This window comes from Pigmentibacter sp. JX0631 (genome assembly GCF_029873255.1).
Classification (GTDB): domain Bacteria; phylum Bdellovibrionota_B; class Oligoflexia; order Silvanigrellales; family Silvanigrellaceae; genus Silvanigrella.
The window spans coordinates 2,319,121-2,340,539 of sequence record NZ_CP123622.1; the positions used below are offsets into that span (position 1 = coordinate 2,319,121).

17 protein-coding genes are annotated in these 21,419 nt (G+C 28.0%); 11 read left to right on the top strand and 6 right to left on the bottom strand.

What is annotated here, in order from left to right; all coding sequences use genetic code 11:
- Positions 1-10 precede the first annotated feature (10 nt).
- From QEJ31_RS10195 to QEJ31_RS10215, 5 genes are all read left to right on the top strand, one after another.
- Positions 11-1,459, top strand: coding sequence for a CRTAC1 family protein (locus QEJ31_RS10195; protein ID WP_280589833.1), 1,449 nt, complete (start codon positions 11-13; stop codon positions 1,457-1,459).
- 14 nt (positions 1,460-1,473) lie between these two features.
- Positions 1,474-2,517, top strand: coding sequence for a squalene/phytoene synthase family protein (locus QEJ31_RS10200; protein ID WP_280589834.1), 1,044 nt, complete (start codon positions 1,474-1,476; stop codon positions 2,515-2,517).
- Between the two features lie 378 nt (positions 2,518-2,895).
- Positions 2,896-5,061 carry a histidine kinase dimerization/phosphoacceptor domain -containing protein gene (locus QEJ31_RS10205; protein WP_280589836.1) on the top strand — a complete coding sequence of 722 codons (2,166 nt, stop codon included), beginning with the start codon at positions 2,896-2,898 and terminating at the stop codon, positions 5,059-5,061.
- The gene (locus QEJ31_RS10210; RefSeq protein ID WP_280589838.1) at positions 5,040-6,164 is read left to right on the top strand and encodes a response regulator; all 1,125 of its coding nucleotides are present in this window, start codon (positions 5,040-5,042) and stop codon (positions 6,162-6,164) included. The genes QEJ31_RS10205 and QEJ31_RS10210 overlap by 22 nt, the downstream gene beginning before the upstream one ends.
- A 205-nt stretch (positions 6,165-6,369) precedes the next feature.
- Entirely contained in the window at positions 6,370-6,537 is a 168-nt protein-coding gene (locus tag QEJ31_RS10215; protein ID WP_280589840.1) for a hypothetical protein, read from the top strand.
- A gap of 130 nt (positions 6,538-6,667) precedes the next feature.
- Here the strand turns inward: QEJ31_RS10215 and ggt are convergent, their stop codons facing one another.
- On the bottom strand, positions 6,668-8,422 hold the full coding sequence (gene ggt / locus QEJ31_RS10220; RefSeq protein WP_280589842.1) for a gamma-glutamyltransferase: 1,755 nt from the start codon (positions 8,420-8,422) through the stop codon (positions 6,668-6,670).
- Positions 8,423-8,776: 354 nt separating this feature from the next.
- On the opposite strand from ggt, the gene QEJ31_RS10225 reads away from it, so the two are divergent.
- From QEJ31_RS10225 to QEJ31_RS10235, 3 genes are all read left to right on the top strand, one after another.
- Entirely contained in the window at positions 8,777-9,427 is a 651-nt protein-coding gene (locus QEJ31_RS10225; RefSeq protein ID WP_280589844.1) for a transporter, read from the top strand.
- 163 nt (positions 9,428-9,590) lie between these two features.
- Positions 9,591-10,739: a histidine decarboxylase gene (locus tag QEJ31_RS10230; protein ID WP_280589846.1), complete on the top strand. Its 1,149-nt coding sequence runs from the start codon at positions 9,591-9,593 to the stop codon at positions 10,737-10,739.
- Between the two features lie 31 nt (positions 10,740-10,770).
- A complete protein-coding gene (locus QEJ31_RS10235) occupies positions 10,771-11,139 on the top strand; it encodes a hypothetical protein (protein WP_280589848.1) in 369 nt (122 codons plus the stop codon).
- 51 nt (positions 11,140-11,190) lie between these two features.
- On the opposite strand, the gene QEJ31_RS10240 is transcribed toward QEJ31_RS10235, so the two are convergent.
- Complete coding sequence (locus tag QEJ31_RS10240) at positions 11,191-12,252, bottom strand: LD-carboxypeptidase (RefSeq protein ID WP_280589850.1); 1,062 nt, start codon at positions 12,250-12,252, stop codon at positions 11,191-11,193.
- A 124-nt stretch (positions 12,253-12,376) separates the two neighbouring features.
- Between QEJ31_RS10240 and QEJ31_RS10245 the strand changes: the two genes are divergently transcribed.
- Entirely contained in the window at positions 12,377-13,678 is a 1,302-nt protein-coding gene (locus QEJ31_RS10245; RefSeq protein ID WP_280589851.1) for a DNA recombination protein RmuC, read from the top strand.
- Between the two features lie 2 nt (positions 13,679-13,680).
- Here QEJ31_RS10245 and QEJ31_RS10250 read toward each other — a convergent pair whose 3' ends face one another.
- From QEJ31_RS10250 to QEJ31_RS10265, 4 genes are all read right to left on the bottom strand, one after another.
- Positions 13,681-14,559, bottom strand: a complete 879-nt coding sequence (locus tag QEJ31_RS10250) for a hypothetical protein (RefSeq protein ID WP_280589853.1) — start codon at positions 14,557-14,559, stop codon at positions 13,681-13,683.
- A gap of 142 nt (positions 14,560-14,701) precedes the next feature.
- Positions 14,702-15,076, bottom strand: a complete 375-nt coding sequence (locus QEJ31_RS10255) for a RidA family protein (protein WP_280589855.1) — start codon at positions 15,074-15,076, stop codon at positions 14,702-14,704.
- A 158-nt stretch (positions 15,077-15,234) separates the two neighbouring features.
- Complete coding sequence (gene rfaE2 / locus QEJ31_RS10260; RefSeq protein WP_280589857.1) at positions 15,235-16,755, bottom strand: D-glycero-beta-D-manno-heptose 1-phosphate adenylyltransferase; 1,521 nt, start codon at positions 16,753-16,755, stop codon at positions 15,235-15,237.
- 55 nt (positions 16,756-16,810) lie between these two features.
- Positions 16,811-17,509 carry a hypothetical protein gene (locus QEJ31_RS10265; protein WP_280589873.1) on the bottom strand — a complete coding sequence of 233 codons (699 nt, stop codon included), beginning with the start codon at positions 17,507-17,509 and terminating at the stop codon, positions 16,811-16,813.
- Positions 17,510-17,599: 90 nt separating this feature from the next.
- Between QEJ31_RS10265 and QEJ31_RS10270 the strand changes: the two genes are divergently transcribed.
- Positions 17,600-19,456 carry a hypothetical protein gene (locus QEJ31_RS10270; protein WP_280589875.1) on the top strand — a complete coding sequence of 619 codons (1,857 nt, stop codon included), beginning with the start codon at positions 17,600-17,602 and terminating at the stop codon, positions 19,454-19,456.
- 89 nt (positions 19,457-19,545) lie between these two features.
- On the top strand, positions 19,546-21,345 hold the full coding sequence (locus QEJ31_RS10275; RefSeq protein WP_280589878.1) for a hypothetical protein: 1,800 nt from the start codon (positions 19,546-19,548) through the stop codon (positions 21,343-21,345).
- The last annotated feature ends 74 nt before the right edge of the window (positions 21,346-21,419 follow it).

Consider the following 21,419-nt stretch of genomic DNA (forward strand, 5'->3'; position numbering starts at 1 on the left):
TGGGTTCGTAATGATCAGTAAAAATAAGAAAAATAAGATACTTTTTCAAGATGCTTCGTTTGTACTAGAAGATAACTTTCCTTCTCAATACTTTGGAGTAGCTATTTTTGATATAGATGGAGATAATGATCCGGAAATCTTGGTTGCGAATGCTAGCGGAAGTAATATCATTTACAAGTATAATCAAGAATCCCAAACATTTATAAATATAGCCCCTGAAAATTTTCAAGCAAAAAAGCTAGCAACAATTAGTATATGTGTTGGAGATTTTTTAGGTAATGGTACTCCTGCTATCTATATGCTTCATTCTGATACTTTTTCGGGTATGAAAACACAATATGATAGTCTCTTCATTCCTATACAAGTATCAGATAATAAAATACTTTTAAAAGATTTCTTAGGGAAAAAATCACAGTTGAGTAACCCATATGCTGGTCGTAGCGTTGCCGCTGTAGATTATAACGGCGATGGTAAGCATGCATTTTATGTTGTGAATTATAATGCACCAAGCTTATTTTATAGTTATGATCAAGAAAAACAGCAAGTTGAAGAGCTATCCATGCAACTTGGTATCAGACAATTTGCTGGTGGAAGAAGTGTTTTAGCTCAATACATCACTAATAATAATGCATTAGATATTTTTGTAGGAAATGAGAATGACCCTAATGCGCTATTTTCAAAACAAAATGAAAAAGAATATGTTGAAATAGCTTCAAAGTATGAGCTCACAGATAAAGACAACCATGCAAGGGGAGTTGCTGTAGCCGATTTTGAAGGTAATGGAAGGGCAGATCTGGTAATTGGAACTTGGGAAGGTGAAAATTCAATTTTCTTTCAATCAGAAAATGGTGAATTTGAAAATCTTTCTCCAGCTTTATTTTGTGAACCGCGAAGTATTCGAAGTGTTATTGTTGCTGATTTTGATAATGATGGAAATGAAGAAATTTTTATCAATACAAACAGAAATAAAAATAAAATGCTTAGGTATCTTGGAAATAAAGAATGGGAGGAATTAGATATTGGTGCTTTGGCAAGTAAACAGATCAATGGAACAGGTGCTGCAATAGGAGATCTGACTGGTAATGGTTTTTTAGATATTTTTATAGCAGTTGGTGATTTATTGCCTGGGGAAAATAAACTTTTTCTTGGGGTTCCAAATGGAAACCATTGGCTACGAATTCAGCCTCTTACAAAAAATGGTTTTCCTGCTTTAGGAGCTAAAGTCAGATTGTATGTAAAAAATTTCAAAACTCAAACTAAATTTATATGTTCTGGAAGTGGGTATTTATGCCAAATGGAGCCTGTAGCGCATTTTGGTCTTGGATTAAAAGAACCAATTATTGAAAAAATTGAAATTATTTGGCCAGGTAATGGTGCGGATACTCCTCCGACCAGAATCATCCCCGGAAGTCAGATTAAATATAATTCTTTTATTCAAATACCATTTCCAAAGGTTTAAGAAAGAAAATTTAAATGGATTTGTCGACTACTCAGAAACTAGATATTGAATATCAATCAGCACTAAATTATTGTTTTACTATACTCCCTAATGTTTCAAGATCTTTTGCGATAGGTATTGAATTTTTAACTGGAGAACTTCAAAATTCTGTGCTTATAGGTTATTTGTTGTGTAGAATTATAGATACAATTGAAGATGATAAAGATCTGGATATCGCTTTAAAACATAAATTTTTGCAAGAGTTTCCTAAATGCTTTGAGAATGATTCCATTCTGATTGAGTATCAATATCTCGCAAAAAAACTGACTGGTGATAAACAGCATACAAATTTGCTAGAAAACATTGATAAAGTATTTTGTGTTTTTAAAAATTTAACAGAAGATTCAAAAATTGTTTTAAAAAAATGTGTTATAGAAATGGCCTATGGTATGGCTGATTTTGTTAGCCGTTATCCAAATGGAATAAGAATATCTTCTGTAGAAGAATATAAAAAATATTGTTATTATGTTGCTGGTACTGTTGGTGTTTTATTGACTGACCTTTGGTCTATTCATGGACGTTGTATTTCTAAGCAAAATTTACAATTATTAAATAAAAATTCCATTCTTTTTGGTGAGGCTTTACAAACTGTAAATATATTAAAAGATATAGTTTGGGATGCTAAAAATGAAAATTCAATTTATATCCCAGAAAGTTTATTAAGAAAACATGGTCTTGATCATTCAAACTTTTTGCTTCCAGAAAAAGAACAGCAATCTTTTTCTGCTATAAATGAAATGCTAATTCTTGCTAATGATGATGTTAATTACTCTTTAGATTATGTTCGAAAGTTACCATTAGCTAATTTTCGAATAAGGTTTTTTTGTATTTTTCCTTTGCTTTTAGCTATTGCTACATTGCGCGAAATTCGTAAATCAGAGAATATTATTTTTTCTGGAAAGAATATTAAAGTTTCGAGGAAGCAAGTTATATTTATAAAATACTATTCAATTCTCGCTTCCCTTTTCAATTTTTTATTGGCTGAAAATGTCGTAAATAAAATTTATTTTTTAAAGTAACAGATTTTTCCTTGACATGTAAATGAAAAGTTAATAATATCTTTTTATCCTGTAAAATAAAAATCCTAAAAAGTGAGAAACTTATGAAAAAAATAACTTCCTTGACCATATTTGTCTCAATCTGTTCAATATTTTTTTCTTCATTAGCACAGGCTCAATATTTTAAACCTTCAATAGATGGTTCATGGCTTTATTCTGTCAACAATAAAACAATCGTAGCTGATAGTGGCATATTTTGTAGTTGTCTTATTAAGCCTAAAATGTGTAAAAAAAAGATATATTAAGCAAAGAATAAATATTGCACTTTATTGACATGTTTCTTTGAACTCGGCTATTTTTTTTAGTATTCTTATGAATAAACTTAAACTGAGAAAAAAGATGAGTTCAAATACTTTTAGTTATTGTGAAAATCTTAAAACCAATAATTTTTCATGTATCCAAGAATTTGGAATCTTCCTTGCAATCAAAAAAAATGATTTTACAATTGTTTCTGTTTCAGAAAATATTTCATTCATTGCTAATTTAAAAGCTTTAGATTTAATTGGAAAAGATCTAACACTTTTTATTTGTGATAAGAGTAAGGAAAAAATTAACAAAATAAAGTCCAATTTAGAAGAAACTAGTGTTAATTTAAATTACTACGTTTCAGATATTTCTTTTTGTTTCTCTAAAAATTCAAAAACATTAAAAGAATGTTATTTTTATCAAAAAGATACTTTAATTATTGTAGAAGTCTTTAATGAATATAATTCAAAAGAAAATGAAATTATAACTAGTCTAGTATCAAATTTTAATAGATCATTGTCACTTCCAATTTATGAAGATGATGAGATACTAGCGCATGATATCTGCAAACTTGTTAAAAAGATTACAAATTATGATAGAGTCTATTATTGCCACTTTGGGGAAGATGAACACGGATATGTTATTGGAGAAGCAAAAAATGAGAATTGTGACTCAATTCTTCATCATCACTTTCCTGCATCTGATGTTCCATTTATAGTCAGAAACTTATATCTCAGAAATAGGATGAGAATTATCCCAAATGCCGACTATAAAGAAGTAAAAATTATTGGTGAAATTGAACAATTTAATTTAGATCTTTCATTAGTGCGTACAATTGGTAAGACCCATATTCAATATATTAAAAATATGGGTATTTCATCTTCAGCATCATTTAGTGTTACCAATGGAAATAGATTAGCTGGACTTATAGGATGCCATAATTATACACCGAAAGAAATATCTTTGTATATTATGAATAAGTTAAGTAATTTAATAGAACATATTTCTACGAAAATAGAAATTAATACTCTGAAAAAAAATAGTATTTACCGAGACGAAATTTTGAAAGAATTTATTAATCATTTTGTAAATTGTAGTTGCCATTTAGAAAATATGGATGAATCGCATTTTTTGGGATTACAAAATGCAGTAAAATTTGATTACATAGTTTTTGGAAATAAAAATAAGATTATACTATCTAAACAATTAGAAAATATAGTACCAGAAACTGAAATAAAAAAATTAATTAATGAATTAAATAAAGGAAAGATATTTATTACTAATGAAGTAAGAAAGTATAATAATTTTTTTAATGGTATAGCAAATTTTTCTGGGGTAATGCTTTTTAATGTAGAAGATAAATTTGGTGATTTTATTATGTTTGTAAGAAAGGAACAGATAGAAACTTTAAAATGGAGTGGCAATCCAAATGACTACAATGAATCTAATGGTCAAATAGGACCTAGGAAATCTTTTGAAACATGGTATCAAGAAGTTAAAAATAAAAGTGAGGTTTGGAATAAGTCAGATAAATTTTATTTTGATAAAATAAAATCTTTAATTTCTGAAGAAAGATCGAAGTATCTTTCTAATCTGGAAATAAATAATCAAAATCTCCAAGAAAAAAATAAACAGATTGAGGTTTTATTAAGTGAGGTTCATCATAGAGTCAAAAATAATTTATCTATTTTAAATGCACTATTTGATTGGAAAATTAGAGAAGCAAAAAACTCTGAAGTAACTAGCACTTTAAAGGAAATGAAAAGTAGAGTTTCTTCCATAAGTTTACTGCATGAATCACTATATCAAGAAAATAACTATGGTGTGATGGATTTAAAAAAATATATTCAAAACTTATCTATATTTACTAAAAGTATATACAAAGATACAAATAATCTTGATATTAAAATTAAAATACCAACTAATACGAAAATACCTTTACAACAATCACTTCCATTTGGTCTAATTGTTCATGAATTTATAACCAACTCTATAAAATATGCTTTCAAATCTATAGAGAAGCCACTTATTACTATAGAATGGAATGAATCTGATAAAAATGTTCTTTTTTCTTTAAGTGATAATGGTATTGGTTGTGAAGATTTATTAAAAGATGGAAGAAAATCTATCGGAATAGAATTAATAAAAATGTTAATAAAACAGTTAGATGGATTACTTGAATGGAATGGAGAAAATGGGGTTAAAATTGATATAAATTTTTCTAAAAGGAAATGTTCATGGTTGGAAATGAAACTATAGCGAAGAAAAAAATATTAATTGTGGAAGATGAAACAATACTAGCAAAAAATTTAGAAGATATTTTAACAGATTTAAATTACCAAGTTGTAGGGATTGCGGATAATTCAATGAAAGCTATAATGCAGTTTTTTATGCATAATCCAGATTTAATTCTAATGGACATTCATTTGAAAGGTCAGGATGATGGCATTAAAACAGCAGAAATAATATTAGAACAAAAATTAGTTCCAATCATATTTATAACTGCAAATCAAGATTCAGCGACATTTAATCGAGCAAAACTGAATGGCGCTTATGGATATGTTTTAAAACCTTTTCAAGAAAGAGAATTGCAGATAGTAATTGAAATTGCATTTTCTCAATTTGAGGATAAAATTAAAATATTGAAGTTAGAAAATCTTATTAGTGATGTTGAACGATTAAATGCTGTTGACACTTTTGCATCTGGTTTTATTCATGCTATTAATACGTCATTAACACAAATTTTTATGGCTTATAATACATTAAAAAATGAGCAAGTATTATCAACAAATTTAAACGTAATAACAGCTTTAAATTTAATAGATACCGCTTCTAATTCAATTAAGTCTACCGTAAAAAATTATAACCACTTGTTAGATTCTTTGGAATTAGACGCTCCTGTTAGTTTTTCAATTTTTGAAGGTTGTAAAGAGGCATTGGATATTTGTAAATATTATGCTCTTTCAAAGAAGGTGCTAATAAAAGAACTAAAAGGTTCAAAGCAAACTTATATTTATATATCAAGGTCAGTTTTATTTTTATCGCTTGTTAATGTAATCAAAACAATTTGTGATTTTATTCAAAATGATTCCGATTCATGGATTGAGATTAATTGGGAAGAAAATACTATCAAGGATGAAAGAATAATAAAAATTTCGTTTAGTGGGGAGCTATTAGATTCTGAAATGCGGAAAAATATTTTTAATCCTCTCTCAGATAGTAGTGAGAAAATAAAAATAAATAAATTTGCTTTGGTTACAACAAAAAATTTACTAGAAAAATGTCATAGTGATTTATTTTTTGGAACAGATGAAGATATAAATTGTTTTGCAATTAAGGTAAAAATTCTCCAAAAAAATTAGTTCAATGGTTAATGTATAGTGAATTATTCTTTATTATTAACTTTTAAAATTTAACATAGCTATCAATTTATATTTTTTAGATAAATTCTGTTTATTTTATAATAAATTTATTGACTACACAGTCAAAATAACTTATATATAAATTGTTCTTTAAAACAAGTCCTTCCTAATCCAGAATTCTTATATATATAAAGTAGGTGATACCATGAATATATATACAATCATCAAAGTTTCTATTGCAATTTCTGCATGTGGGATATTTATTTTAACAAATACAAGTTTACTAAAACCAATAGAAGATAAAAAGATAGAAAAATCTTCAAATGAAAAAAAAGTAATTAAATATATTGTTAGTAAAAATTCATATTTTTAGTAAATGCAGAGGAAATTGTATGAATATCAGAACATTTTTTATTTTAATTTTATTTTTTATTTCTTTGTTTTTTTACTTGCATTCTAATTAATTGAGTAAACATTAGAGGATGTTTAAAGAACAGGCGCAGTTACTGGAAAAAACCAATAGCTGCGCCACCTTCTGTTCGTGGATCAGTAAATCCAAAGTATTGTTTATTTAATTCTTTTACTTCTGCAGCTTGCAAGGAACCAAATGGTTCACTTAATTTAATTTTATGACCCATTTTTACCATTTTTTCTAATGTATCTGGGCTAGTCCCCTCTTCATAGAAAAAAATGTCCGGCCATAATTGATTATGAAATTTGGGAGTTGCAATACATGTAGCAATATTTTTATGATAATCAATATATCTGACTAGAAAATTAAAAACTTGGGAAATTATTCTGCTTCCGCCTGGAGCACCTACAACCAAAATAGGCTCAGATTTGTCGTTTAATAAAATTGTTGGACTCATTGAGCTTAAAGGTCTTTTTTGTGGAGCAATAATATTTTTCTCACCTTGCACTAACCCATATGAATTTGCACTTCCAATTTTTGCAGTAAAGTCTCCCATTTCATTATTAAGTATAAAACCAGCTCCTTTAACTACTTTTCCATTTCCAAATGAAAAGTTTAAAGTGTAAGTATTAGAAACCATATTTCCTTCGCTATCTATAATTGAAAAATGAGTAGTATTTATCTCTTCTTTTTTAGAATTTTTAGAACTTTCTATTTTGCTTGAAGGTGTATGTGTTGAGAGGTTTATTTTCTTAGCTAATAGTTTTGAATATTCTTTATTTGTTAATAAGTCTAATGGATTTTTTACAAAATTAGGATCACCAAGTTTATTATTTCTATCAAAATATGCATAACTCATTATTTCATTCATTAAATGAAAATATTTCGCACTATTTAAAGGGTATTTTTTTAAGTCAAAGTTTTCCAGGATATTTAACATTTCAATGATGGTCACTCCGCCTGAGCTAGGAGGAGGAACTGAATAAATGTTATAATTTTTATACTTTCCATGAATTGGTGTTTGTTCTTCCACATTGTAATTTGATAAGTCTTCAAGAGATATAATTCCTCCATTTGCTTTCATATCATCTACTATTTTTTTTGCTATTTCTCCTTTATAAAATCCATCACTTCCTAATTCAGAAATTATTTTCAACGTTTTTGCCAGATCATGTTGAATTAAATTATCTCCTACTTTTATAGGTTTTCCATTGTTAAAAAATATTTTTTTTGTTTCATTGCTAGTTGAAAGAAGTTTTTCTGAATCGATTAAAGATTGCGATAAAGCATGAGAAACAATAAAGCCATTTTCAGCAAGGTCAATTGCAGGTTTTATAACTTTATCTAGTGGAAGTTTTCCATATTTTTTTAAAGCATAAGTTAGACCCATAACTGTTCCAGGAACACCAGTTGATAAATAACTTTTATCTAATTTATCATTATCAATATTACCATTGGCTTTTAAAAACATGTTTTTAGTGGCTAAAAAGGGTGCTTTTTCACGATAATTAATGTTTATGGCTTTTTTTTCTTTATTTAGCCAAATCATCATAAAACCTCCCCCACCAATATTTCCAGCCTCTGGAAAAGTTACAGCTAAAGCAAATCCTACAGCTACAGCTGCATCAATTGCATTTCCTCCTTGACGAAGAATTTCTACGCCTATTTTTGAAGCCATTTCTTCTTCACTAACAACTATCCCATTTCTTCCAAAAATTGGTTTATATATTTCAGTATTTTTCTCTATATTTTGAAACTGTGTTGCGTCTATTAAGGGGAATGCATAATTAATGTTAACAGAATTAATTAATAATATTTTTAGTAAAAAATAAGATATTTTTTTCATTGTTTTTCCTTTGTATAATTTTGACTTTGAATATACTTTAGAAGTTTAAAAATTACAATTCTGATTTTATGAATAATTGTTACATAATTTTTAATTATTCAAGAAGAGATAGAAAAAGAATAAAAATAACGAATTAGTCCGATAAGTAATTAATAAATTAATGCGTTAATTGTTTTTAATTACTTAGTTTTTTTATAATTATTATTAAAATATTGATAAAATTATATTTTATATAATATATAAAACCATGATTTTATTAAATAAAAAATATAAAAAAAATCAAAAAAAATGATTGTGGAAAAATAAAAAATAACTTAGATAATACACTCTTTTTTTATTTATGAAGGAGTTTGTGTGTTTAAATTATACTTATCTGTAATAATTAGTTTTTTAATTTTTTCGTTAACTGCGAGAGCAGATGAATCCGAAAAAAAAGAATCCCAAAAAATAAATTTAGATATTTATGGATATACAGGATATAGATTGATGACTCTAAAAGATAAAGATGTTTTTGGAAGAAGTCCAAATTTATCTGGAGGTAATCTGACAGTTGGTGCATTATACACCTTTCAAACAAAAACAAAAATAAAACCTGTTGCAGGTTTAGCATTAGAAGGTGCCTACGTTACTGGTGATTATTACAACGACGGAAGGGTTGACGTTAAATATTCATATTCTACTATAACTGCAAATGGCGGCATAAAATATAATATTAACGACAGCTTTTCTGTTATTGGCTTGGCCGGAATTGGTACAAGCTTTAGAGATGAATATGAATATAAAAGAGATTTAATTATCGGTGATATTAAAACTAAAACAAGTGTTTCTAATCACTACATATATGGCGTAAATCTAATGGGATTATATAGATTTGGAAATCTCTTTAGTATGGGTGCAAATGCAACATTTAATGTTCATACAATGGAACAAAAATATGAAGCACTAAGTGCAGATCTTACTTATTATGAAAGATCATTAAACTTACTATTCATGTGGTCAATTTAAGAAAATTACATCACTTGCTTTTTGCAAACTCCCCTTTTATAAATTTTATAAAAGGGGAGTTTTTATACTGCAATGTATTTATTTTAATTATAAAAATATTGACATTTCCTGAGAATTATATAGTATAAAAAAAAATTAAAATAGAATATATTGGGGGATCTGTATGACTCAAAAAGTGATTCAACCTTACCAAAACTTGCTAATTAATGAATATAGTAATTTGCTAGAAAAAAAGAATTTAATTTCAGGATATCCAGAAAATCAAAAATTTAGCTACAAAGAATTAAATAAATTTTTTAAACTGTCAATTAATAATGTTGGAGATTCTTTTCAAGATTCGAACTATCCTTTAAATACATTAAAATATGAAGCTGAAGTTGTGAAATATTTTTCAGAACTTTATAATAAAAAAAATGACTATTGGGGATATATTACTTCAGGAGGTACTGAGGGTAATTTATTTGCAATTCATTTGGCTAGAACAAAATTTCAAAATGGAATAGTTTTGTTTAGCTCTCACAGCCACTATAGCATCATGAAAGCGGTAGCAGTTACCCGGAGTCAATTTTCTATTATTTCAGCTCAAGAAAATGGAGAAATTGATTATTTAGATTTTGAAAAAAATATTACTAAATTTAAAAAAATACCAATAATTGTAGTTTTAAATATTGGTACAACAATAACAGGAGCAATAGATAAATTAGAGATTATTAAAAATATTCTTCAAAAGCATAAGATTAAAAAATACTACATTCATTGTGATGCTGCTTTGCATGGTTTTATTTTACCTTTTTGTGAAAATCATTTAAATATAGCTTTAGATAAAATAGATAGTTTATCAATTAGTGGGCATAAATTTATTGGATCACCAATACCATGTGGGATTTTTTTAACTCATTTAGAATTAAAAAAAAGAATTGAAAAAAGTATAGATTATTTAAGAGCAAGTGACACAACTTTACTTGGATCTCGAGAGGGGATATCTTCGCTAATATTATGGGTTGCTATCCAACAAAAGTCAAAGGATGATTTTCGTAAATTAGTTAAAAATTGTCTTAAATTAGCTGAATATGCCGTTCGCAAAATGTTGAAAATTGGAATTCATGCTTGGGTTAATAAATTTTCTCCAATAGTAGTATTTCCAAGGCCAAATGATTCTTTAATTAAAAAATGGTCTATAGCCCCCTATAAAAATATAGCTCACATAATAACATTGCCACATATGACCAAAAAAAATATTGATAAAATAATTACCGATATGCAAATTGACATGAAAAAAAGGATAGTTTCGAAAAAAATAATTGTGCGATAATAATTTTGTTTACTTAACAAGGGGGTGTTAGATGAAGTTTCGTTCTGCTTTTGCAATTCTTGCTATGATTCTTTTTACCTTAGCACATCTGTCTGTTTTGGCAGCTTCAGGCAGTGGCGGTGGCGGTTCTGGCGGCGGCGGCGGTGGTAAGGGAGGTTCTGGAGGAGGCGGCGGAGGCGGCCAAGGTGGAGGAGGTAAAGGCGGATCAGGAGGAGGTTCGGGTGGTGGTCAACAAGGAGGTGGGCCTGGTAAAGCTGGAGATAAAGGCAAAGGCGCTGATGATAAAGGCAAAGGTGGCGATGATAAAGGCAAAGGAGCCGATGATAAAGGCAAAGGAGCCGATGATAAAGGCAAAGGAGCCGATGATAAAGGTGGACAAAAGTCCCAAAACCCTTCATAATTTATTTTGAATCTAGTAACCCTCGCTTCTTTAGGAGCGAGAGGATGTCAACTAATCACGCTGTGCATATTGTTTTGCACTATCTGTAAAAATAAAATAACTTTTATCAAACTCAAACGTTATTTTATTTAATTTAGAATCTATAGTTGCAAGTGTATTTAAAAGTATTGGGTAGTTTTTTTTTCCATGACCAAAAGTATCTAATTTAAAAACTGGAATTTGTACTTCTTCAGTAAACCGCTTAAGAGCAAAGTTTACTGAATCATCGTTACCTATAAATTCACCCAATACTATTGCTTTAGCATTTTTGAAAATATTAGATTGTAAGAGATGCGTGAATGCTCTGTCTAATGAGTATCCTTTTACGTTAGTTTCTTCTAGGAAAACAATTTTATCATCTGTTTTAATTTGCCACTGTGTTCCAATGCTGCTTAGTATAATTTCTAAGTTTCCACCGGTAGTTAGACCTTTTAAAATGTTTGAATTTCTTGCTAAATTATTTTCTAGCTTAATATTACTGTAGGACAATTCCCCTTTCTTACAATTGATTAATTTATCAAGCAAAATAAAATTCTTTTTATCTTTACTATTTTCTAAAAGTTCTCCTAGAGTAGAGCCGTGTATTGTAATCCAATTCCAGTTTTGATTAAAAAATAGATGAAGAAAAGTAACATCACTATATCCAATAAAGATCTTCCGATTTTTAGATTTTTCTAATTTTTTTAAAAATGGAAATAATCTTGAAGATCCATAACCCCCACGAGTTGCCCAAATAATTTTATTTTCATTATTTATTGCTTCTTTTATCTCATTAAACCTTTCAAGATCAGTGCTTGCTAAGTAAGGTATACTAGAATTGAAATTTAAATTTTTGTTGAAGTATAAAAAATTAAATTTTTTTAATTCTAGCAATTTCTCTGTTTCTAAAGGAGAAGAAGGTGATATTGCATTAACTTTTATTTTTTTTAAATTTTCAAACGCATTTTGATAGAAGTTAGTATTAAATTCATTCAATAATTTTTCAGCTGCTGTTTTTTCATTATAGTAGTTTGCATAAATATTTATATTTATAAAAAGTGATAAGCAAATTAATGATTTATTAAAACTCAACATTTTATCCCTCGACTATATTAATTATATATAGAAATTGATTGCAAAAAAAGAAATAGGTTAATAAAATTTACATATTCTATATTTTTAAGCATTAATTTATTTTTGAGTTATTTGGAGTTAAATAATGATAATATATTTCCTAATAATTTCTTTATTTTTCCTATTTATTGTTATTTATATAATAAAATATAAAAAAATAGTTTCGGAGTATTCTGTAAAATGTAATAAATTGATCGAAGAAAATTACGAGCAAACCGATGAGCTAAATTCGTTGAAAGAAAAAAATTCAGAATTAAGTAATAAATTAACAAAACAAGAAAATTTAATTTTAGAATATAAGCTAAAATTAAATTCACTAGAATCAGAAAATAACTTTTTTCAAAAGGAATTAAATAACCAAAAAGATTACTTTAATTTTATAAAAATAAATTTTAAGCATGAATTTGAGAATTTAGCAAATTCAATATTAGAACAGAAAACAAAAACTATAAATGAAATGGCAGAAAAAAATTTTAGTAATTTGCTTCATCCGTTTAAAGAAAAATTAATAAATTTTGAGAAGAGTATTGAACTAAAATATATAAATGAACTTAATGATAGAAACTCTTTGAAGTTTGAAATAGAAAGTTTAGTGAAACTAAATCAACAAATGTCTGATGAAACTAGATCGTTAACTCAAGCACTAAAAGGCGATTCAAAATTTCAAGGTGATTGGGGTGAATTTATTTTAGAAAAGACTTTAGAAATTTCTGGATTAAGAAAAGAATTTGAATACACTACCCAAACCTCTTTTACTGATTCAGAAGGGGATAAGTATAGGCCAGATGTAATTATTCATTTACCAGAAAATAAACATATCATAATAGATGCAAAAGTATCATTAAAAGCATATGAAAAATATAGATCGTCGACAGATGAAATTGAAAGAAAAAAAGCAATTGATGAACACATTTATTCAATAAAGAAACATATTATTCTTTTATCTGAAAAACCTTATACAGAGTTAAAAGAACTCAAAACACCCGAATTTGTTTTTTTATTTATCCCAATAGAAAATGCTTACTTAATTGCTATGCATTTTCAAAAAGAACTCTCTGAATTTGCTTGGTCTAGAAAGATAGCACTTGTTACAGCTACTACATTGTTAACAAGTCTTAAAACTGTAGCTTCTATTTGGAAACTTGAAAATCAAAATAAAAATGCTTTAGAAATAGCTAGAGAAGGGGGGAAACTATATGATAAATTTGTTGGTTTTATGGAAGATTTCGAAAAAATAGGAAAAACTTTTGACCTTGGACAAAGACAGTATAGTGATGCATTTAATAAACTTAAAAATGGTGGTGGTAATATTTTTAAACGGATTGAAAATTTAAAAGAACTAGGAGCTACACCAATAAAACAAATTAAACAAGAATTTATAGAATAGTATTAGGTTGGTTTTAAAACAACTACTTTAGCTCTTCTTTTTACAACCCAACTCGACTTCTCTTTACTAAAAACCGAAATAGCAGGGAGAGTTTCAGAGATAACTAAAGATTTAATTTTATCATTTTCATCAAATATACCCACTTTTTGTGAAAGTTTGATAATGCTTTGAAATTCTTCAGGAGAACAATGCTCCGTTACTTCTGCAGTTTGTAGTTCTGGAGCATATGCTTTCCAAAGACTATCTTCAATTTTAAAATTATACTTTTCTAATTTAAAATTAATTTGTGAAATTTGACTACTTACTATCTGGATATTTTTTTGCAATTTTAGACAGTGAGCTTCAGCATCTTTTAAATTCATTTTTTCATCAATAATATTAAATAAAATAGTTTGGATTTGTTTTGACAATAAATTGTTAATTAAAAAACTGCGCATAAATTCTGCAATTTCAATTATTCCTGAATTTTCTATAGTTTCAAGATTAATATTTGTGAAATTAGATTTAGCTTGAACAAGATCTTGGGAAGCATTTTGGATAAAAAATGTAGCTCTATCAAATGAATCCATTATTTTTTCATGTAGTGCTTCTTGTTTTGCAGGAAGATTCTCCATAATTTTTAAACGTTCAGTTATTACTTGAATATTATTTTGTTGAAAGCTAAGGCATTCTGCTAATTGATCTGAAAGAGTTTTAATGGAATCCATATTTCTTTGATTCATTAATATTAATTCTTGGTTTTCAGCACGCAGTGTATTTACTACTTTTTGACTTTCAAACCCAAACAACCTTTTTAAAAATGAGGACTTTTCAGTATGCTGAAAGTTTTTTGCTGAGGGAATAGGCTTTATGGCTGATTTTTGCATGGGTTTCATGTTCATTGAGACCTCCTCTTGTCGCATGCTGAGGTATTTTATACTTTATTAAAGTCGTCAGTCAAAAAAAGCTGAAGAATAATCTTTATAAACATGAAATTCATAGGAAAATTTAAAAGCATTTTAAAATTAATTTAAATTTTTCAAACTATAGTGTGGCAATACATTCTATTTCGACCATGACATCTAATGGTAATTTTGCAACTTGAACAGTAGACCTTGCAGGAGCGTGGCCTTTAAAAAGTCTTTCATAAACGCCATTCATTTTTTGAAAATCATCCATACTTTTTAAAAAAACTGTAGTTTTTATTACTTTATCTAAAGCTGAACCAGCTTGTGTTAATATTGCTTCCATATTTTTAATAACTTGTTCAGTTTGTCCTTCAATAGAATTAGCTTCTACCTTCATAGAGTTAGGATTTAAAGGTATTGAACCTGAGCAATAAACCATATTTCCTAGAACAATAGCTTGTGAATAAGGACCAATAGCTTTTGGAGCATTTTCTGTAGCGATAATTTTCATTATAAATTTCCTTAACCTATTATGTAAAATTTAAAATTCAATATCTTTTTAATTAATATGATTCTACAATCCAAAACTATTTTCTTAATTGAAAGAATCATTCTAATTCCTTAACAAAACCATATATAAGAAAAAAAGAAGCAAGTAAAGTTTTGTTACTATCTTGATAATTGTGCTTTCTGAATAATAGAAGTTGTGCTTCTGCCAGGTAGTAAGGAAATATGCTCAACACTTCCTCCCCATTCAAGAACTTCTTTCGCTCCAATTGTGTTCTCTAAATTATAATCAGCTCCTTTAACTAAAACATCTGGTTTCAAAGTTTTAATTAATTCAAGAGGATTATCGTCTTCAAATATCACGATATAATCAATACAAGCTAACGATGCTAAAATTGTTGCACGATCATTAGCATTTTGGACGGGTCTAGAAGGACCTTTTAATTTAGAAACACTGCTATCAGAATTTAATCCTACTACTAGAAGATCTCCTCTAGCTCTTGCTTTTTGTAAGTAGTCAACATGTCCAGCATGCAAAATATCGAAACAACCATTAGTAAACACAGTTTTTTTCTGCTGTTGTTTTAATTCATTAATTAATAAAGATAAAGAATGAATTGGCATAAGTTTTTCTGGATGAATTGCTTCGTTTCTTGATTTTATTGCATCAAGAAATTCAGCAAGAGTAATTGTTGCTGTTCCTGATTTTCCACAGGCAATTCCTGCAGCTATATTGCCCAATTCAGTAGCTCTAGATAAAGGAAGTTGAGCGGCTAAACTCATAGCTAAAAAAGAAATTAAAGTATCTCCAGCACCTGAAACATCAGCTACTTGCAATGCATGTGTAGCAAAATTTAAAGTTCCTTCAATATCTTTACCTTTTGTCATAACCCCATTTTCAGATAAGCTCATAACAAGGTTTTCACACCCGCTTGCTTCTAAGTAACAATCTGCAATAGTTTCAATTTCATTTTTGAGTGATTTTGCAACAAAACCTGGTTTTAAAACTTTTAATACAGAACGACCTTCATTTAAATTAGGTTTAATGACAGTTGAACCATGGTATCTAAAAACATCTTCACTTTTTGGATCAGTAACTATTGGAACATGATATTGTTTACTTAATAGTATTAATGATTTTATCAAAGATTTTGTTAAAAAACCTTTCCCATAATCAGAAATAATTAAACAACGATTGCCACCTTGTAGTAAAAATTTTTCATAAAGTTTAACTACTCTTTCTTCTTCACTTTTTGCTAGCTCAACAAATTTTTCTTTATCAATTCGAACAATTTGTTGCGATCCAGAAGTTAATAAACTACCAGATACAACTCTTATTTTAGCTATTGTTGGGGCATCTTTTGAGATAATTATAGAATTGGTATCAATGTTGTAGTCTTCGAGAATGCCTTTTAGAATATGGGCTTCAGCATCATTTCCAACTCTTCCACACAAAAAAGCCGCTCCGCCGACGCTGGAAATATTGGCCGCAACATTTCCAGCACCTCCTGGAACGAAGCGTCTTCCTGTTTCTAAAACTACAGGTACTGGTGCTTCGGGGGAAATTCTAGATACTTTTCCCTCAATATAAGTGTCTAGAATAATGTCTCCAGCAATAAAAATTCTTGTATTTTTAAGTGCCAAAGCGTCTTCAGGAGTGGAATGTTGTTCATAACTAGCCATAGTAAAGAATTCCCCATCTTATAGGAGTCGTTTTTCTCATCTTTCCATTGAATTATCAGTTTGGTTCTTGAAACTCAAGGACTATATAAAAATTGTCTTTCGAAGGATTTTCAATATTTTCAGAAGCATATTGATGTTTTTGGTATTGTTGGAGCCAAGCTGATATTTCGGAAATAGTTAAATCACTTAATTCCTTCAAAAAAGCTTTTTCAATCAATTTATCAACATAAAGTAAATTGCCAGTTAATGGTTCGAATTTATTCACAGCTATATTAACTACTGTATTATTTTCTCGTTTGTAATGGAAATACACTTTGTATTGTTTAGGAAAGATATTTTTTCCCAACAAATTTTTTGGTAATTTTAAGCTTTCTATAGGATTAACCTGTATGATTTGCTGAGATAAGGAACTATCTAGCATTTCATTATTGTCAATTTTATTTTGCTTTTCCTTAAATTCGGGGATTGCTTTTGTTTCTATAAAAGAGCTCTTTTTTCCTTCAAAAGTATTTTTCTTGTTTTTTTGAAATTCTTGTTTATGGGGAACTTTTGAAGAATAGACAGGGGGGGCTGGTATTTCAGTTGCTTTCTTTACGAATTCTAAATGAACAATATTGTTATATGGCACAGGGGAAGGTGTAATATTTTTGATACTTTTTTTATAATATAATAAAAATAAAAATAAATGAATAATAATAGAGCAAAAAAAACATGTTAAAAATGTAAAATTATTTTCTCTAGCCTTTTTCTTCACCTTGAGTAGATCCATGATATTATTACTAATAAAATAAATAGCCTAAAAAGCTTTTGGCGAATACCCGGAAGTAAACTTATGGGGAAACCAATGTCAAAACAAGTTAAGATTATAATATTATCGATTTTGGGTGTAGTATGCGCCTGTACGGCAATCGTTATTATTTTTACGCAAAATGAAAATTTAGAACTAAACAATTCATTACCTGAGTTGGGAACGGCAATTGCTTCGCAAGATACAAAATCTTTTCCTGTTCCAGATAATATTTCATCTAATTTAAAGTATAATTCTTGGTATGTTATTAAATTAGGAAATATTCCAATCGGTGTTGCTAGTATCGGGGTAGAGAATCAGAACTCAGGTTATCCATCAAACTATATTTTACAATTTGTAAGTAGAATCGGGGCGTCTCCTTTATTGTCTGTTTTAAAAGGTGACTTTAGTCTAGAAGATAATAAAAGTTATAAATTGCAACAGTCTATTATGTCACAAACTGAAAATGGTTCTTTCAAAGAGTTGCAAAATGTTTGGCGGCAAGAACCAAAAGATTCAGCATTGAATTTGATTAAAGATTCTGGTGCTAGTCTATTAGGAATTATTCCATCTTCTATTACAAAAGGAAAAGTTAAATTACCGATGGATGAAGGAACGGCTCTATTTTATTATGCTTCAAAAGAAAAAAATACTGCTAATAGTAAAGTATTTGTTCCTTTTTTAGGTCAATTTTTTTCCCAACAAGATATTGATGCAAAATATGATGAAGATGGTTTTCTTAATACAGCTATTTTACCTTTTGAAGGGGGAGCCGAACTCGCATTTTCAAGAGTAACAAAAAGTAAGTATAATGAATATACAAAAAATGTCGCTGATACATTAATTGATTTTGGTTGGTTTTCATCATTTAATTCTATAAAAAATGAATTTGAGATATTAAAAAAATCTTTAAGTAATTGCTCAGAAAGAACATCAATATTAAAGAATAAAATGTTACATTATTTGCCGCAAAGTTCATACTTGTCTTATAGAAGAATTGTAAATATGTCACATTTTTGTTTAAGTTTAAATCGAGAAGTAACCCAAAAAGAAAATGAAAATAATTTGGTAAAGTTAAATACTATAGCAAATGCAATAAAAAATTTATTAAAAGAAAATTCACAAGAATTACCATATTTTTTGGCCTATTCTCCGGATACAAGTTTATTTTATAATGATACAATTTCATATTTATGGCCAAGAATTACTTCACTAATTACCCAAACTGCATTAAATGAATTAGAAAATAATTTTGATTTAGATAAAAACAGAAAATCATTGGTCGGTATTCAGCTAAATATTGCTAATTTACAACCTAGAGCGGTAGTTAGAGCGCAAATAAAATTAATAGATGCATCGCTTAGTTTTAAAGTTGAAACAGCAAAAATTGCTAGTATGAGTGGAACGAGTTTAACAGAAATACCAGCATCATTTAATAAACAATTTTCAGTTATTTATTTAAATGGGCAAGCATTTGCAAAAAAAATGGAAATTAACATTGACAGTATTTGCAAGCTAAACAATGGAAAAATTGGAATTGATTTAGGAGATGCACCGCAATTTGCCATAAATGCAGATACTGTTAGAGGTGTCTGGGATATCCAAACACGAGTAGAAATAGCAAGGCAGTTTGCAATAAAGTCAACAATTTCTAAAAGCTGTACTGAGGTTTATTTTAGGGTTCCTTTGAATATAGAAAAAGCAGTAATTAAAGAAATTGAACAATTTAAAAAAGAAACCCTAGGCTCTGAAAATGAATTGTTACTTTCAAATAATGTTCAAAAAAAGTTATGGATATTGCCTGGTAAATATAGATTAACAGTCACTTCTCTTGTAACAGGTGCAGTTATTTCAGCTCAAGAATTTTCTGTTGCTAGCGGATATAATACAAATGTAACTGCAAAAATAAACTAAAAATAAATTAAATTTTAATGTTCTAAATACTTTGCATAATAAATTTTTTTATTTTACTATAAAATATGCATGTATAGAGGAATTAACATGTGAATAAAATAAGCTTTTCTTATCAAAAGAAAATTTTTATTTTCTTGGTTGTAATTAACTTTACAAGTTGTGGAAGAAATGATTCTTCTGGTCAAGCTACTAATTCTCCAATTTATTCTTTACCAAATGGGGGAATCACAAATGACATTACGGAAAATAATTCTTTTTATTTTGACCCAATTTTATATGGCAAAAATGAGAATGATAATATAACTGATAGAGTTGAAGATTTAACTTTTGCTAATGATAAGTGGATAAGTGATAAAAAAAATTTTAATTACATTACTTCTGTCGGGCACATTGTTACTCTTGATAGTGAAAATGGTAAGCCTAATGCAAAAATTTTCTATATAGCTTATTCTTTAAATGACAATTCAAAAAAAAATAGACCTATAACATTTGTATTAAATGGGGGGCCAGGTCAAACACAGTTTTTATCAGCATTAAGTGCCTTTTCTCCAAAAACTATAAACAAAGAAGAAGATAAACTTGTAAACAATAAGCATTCGATTTTAGAAAAAACAGATTTGGTCTTTGTTAGTCCTGTTGGAACAGGTCTATCATCAGCCATTGCTCCCTATGTAAACAAAAACTTTTGGGGAGTAGATCATGACGCTAAAAGTATGATGGAATTTATATTACGGTTCCAAGAAAAAAATTTAAGACAAGAATCACCTATTTACTTAATGGGTGATTCTTATGGTTCTATAAGAGCTATTATTTCTGCGAAAAATTTATATACAAAATATATGAAAGTTAAAGGATTAATTCTTTTATCTCCTTTAATAAACTATTCAAATTGGTTGAATCCCGTTGGAGTGTTTCCAACTATAGCTGTAAATGCTTGGTATCACAAAAAACTTTCTCAAGAATTGATGAATAAACCTTTCAATGAATTTATGAAAGAAGTAATTGATTTTACAAAAAGTAAATATTACCCATGCCTTAATTTTTGGAGAGATAATTATAAGGATTTTATAAATTTAGTTTATAATAATCCTGATAAAGACACAGCCTTACTGCTTAAAAATTTAATTAAATCTAGTAGTTCTTATGATGAAATTGTTTTAATTTTAAAAAATGGAAATTTTTATCAAAAAAACTTAGCCGAAAAAATAGAAAAAGTAATAAATTTATTGCAACCTATGGATTGGGATTTAGCAAGTATAGCAAGTAATTATTCAAATATTTTACCGAAAATATTTAGAGATTTAACTGAGTTAAATTATAACAAAAGACCTTTTTTTGATCTACTTAATTTTCATTTAACATCGCTTTTGGCAGAAGATAATAATTCTATTAGCGCTTACGATGGTAGAAAAATAAGTAATTATAAAAGAATATCTTTTAATGATATTTTACAAGTGGATAATGATTCTGATTTTTTATTTTATCAAAATAAAATGCTTGATTTATGGAATAATTTATTAAATACTGAGTTGCATTATTATTCTGCTAGTGAATTTATAACCAAGAATGAAAATGTAGAAAAAATATGGGATTTTCATCATATAAATGCTTTTAATACTTTAAACGACAATATATTTGATTTAAATTTTTACTATGATTTTCTTAATTTAATAAATTTAAACTCAGAATTAAAAATATTTATAGCTAATGGAATTTATGATTCTGTAACACCATTTTATCAAAATGTAATTGACTTAAAAATTTTTCTTTCAGATGAAGTAATTATAAAAAATATTAAAATGATTAACTATAATAGCGGGCATTTTATTTACTTAGATCCCGTTTCGAAAGATCTTCTGCAAAATGACATTAAAGATTTTTATGATTAAATCATATTACTTAATTAGGCAAAAAAACTTGGTTGCATTTTAAGATTCTAAGATCAAGTAATCATTTATTTTTT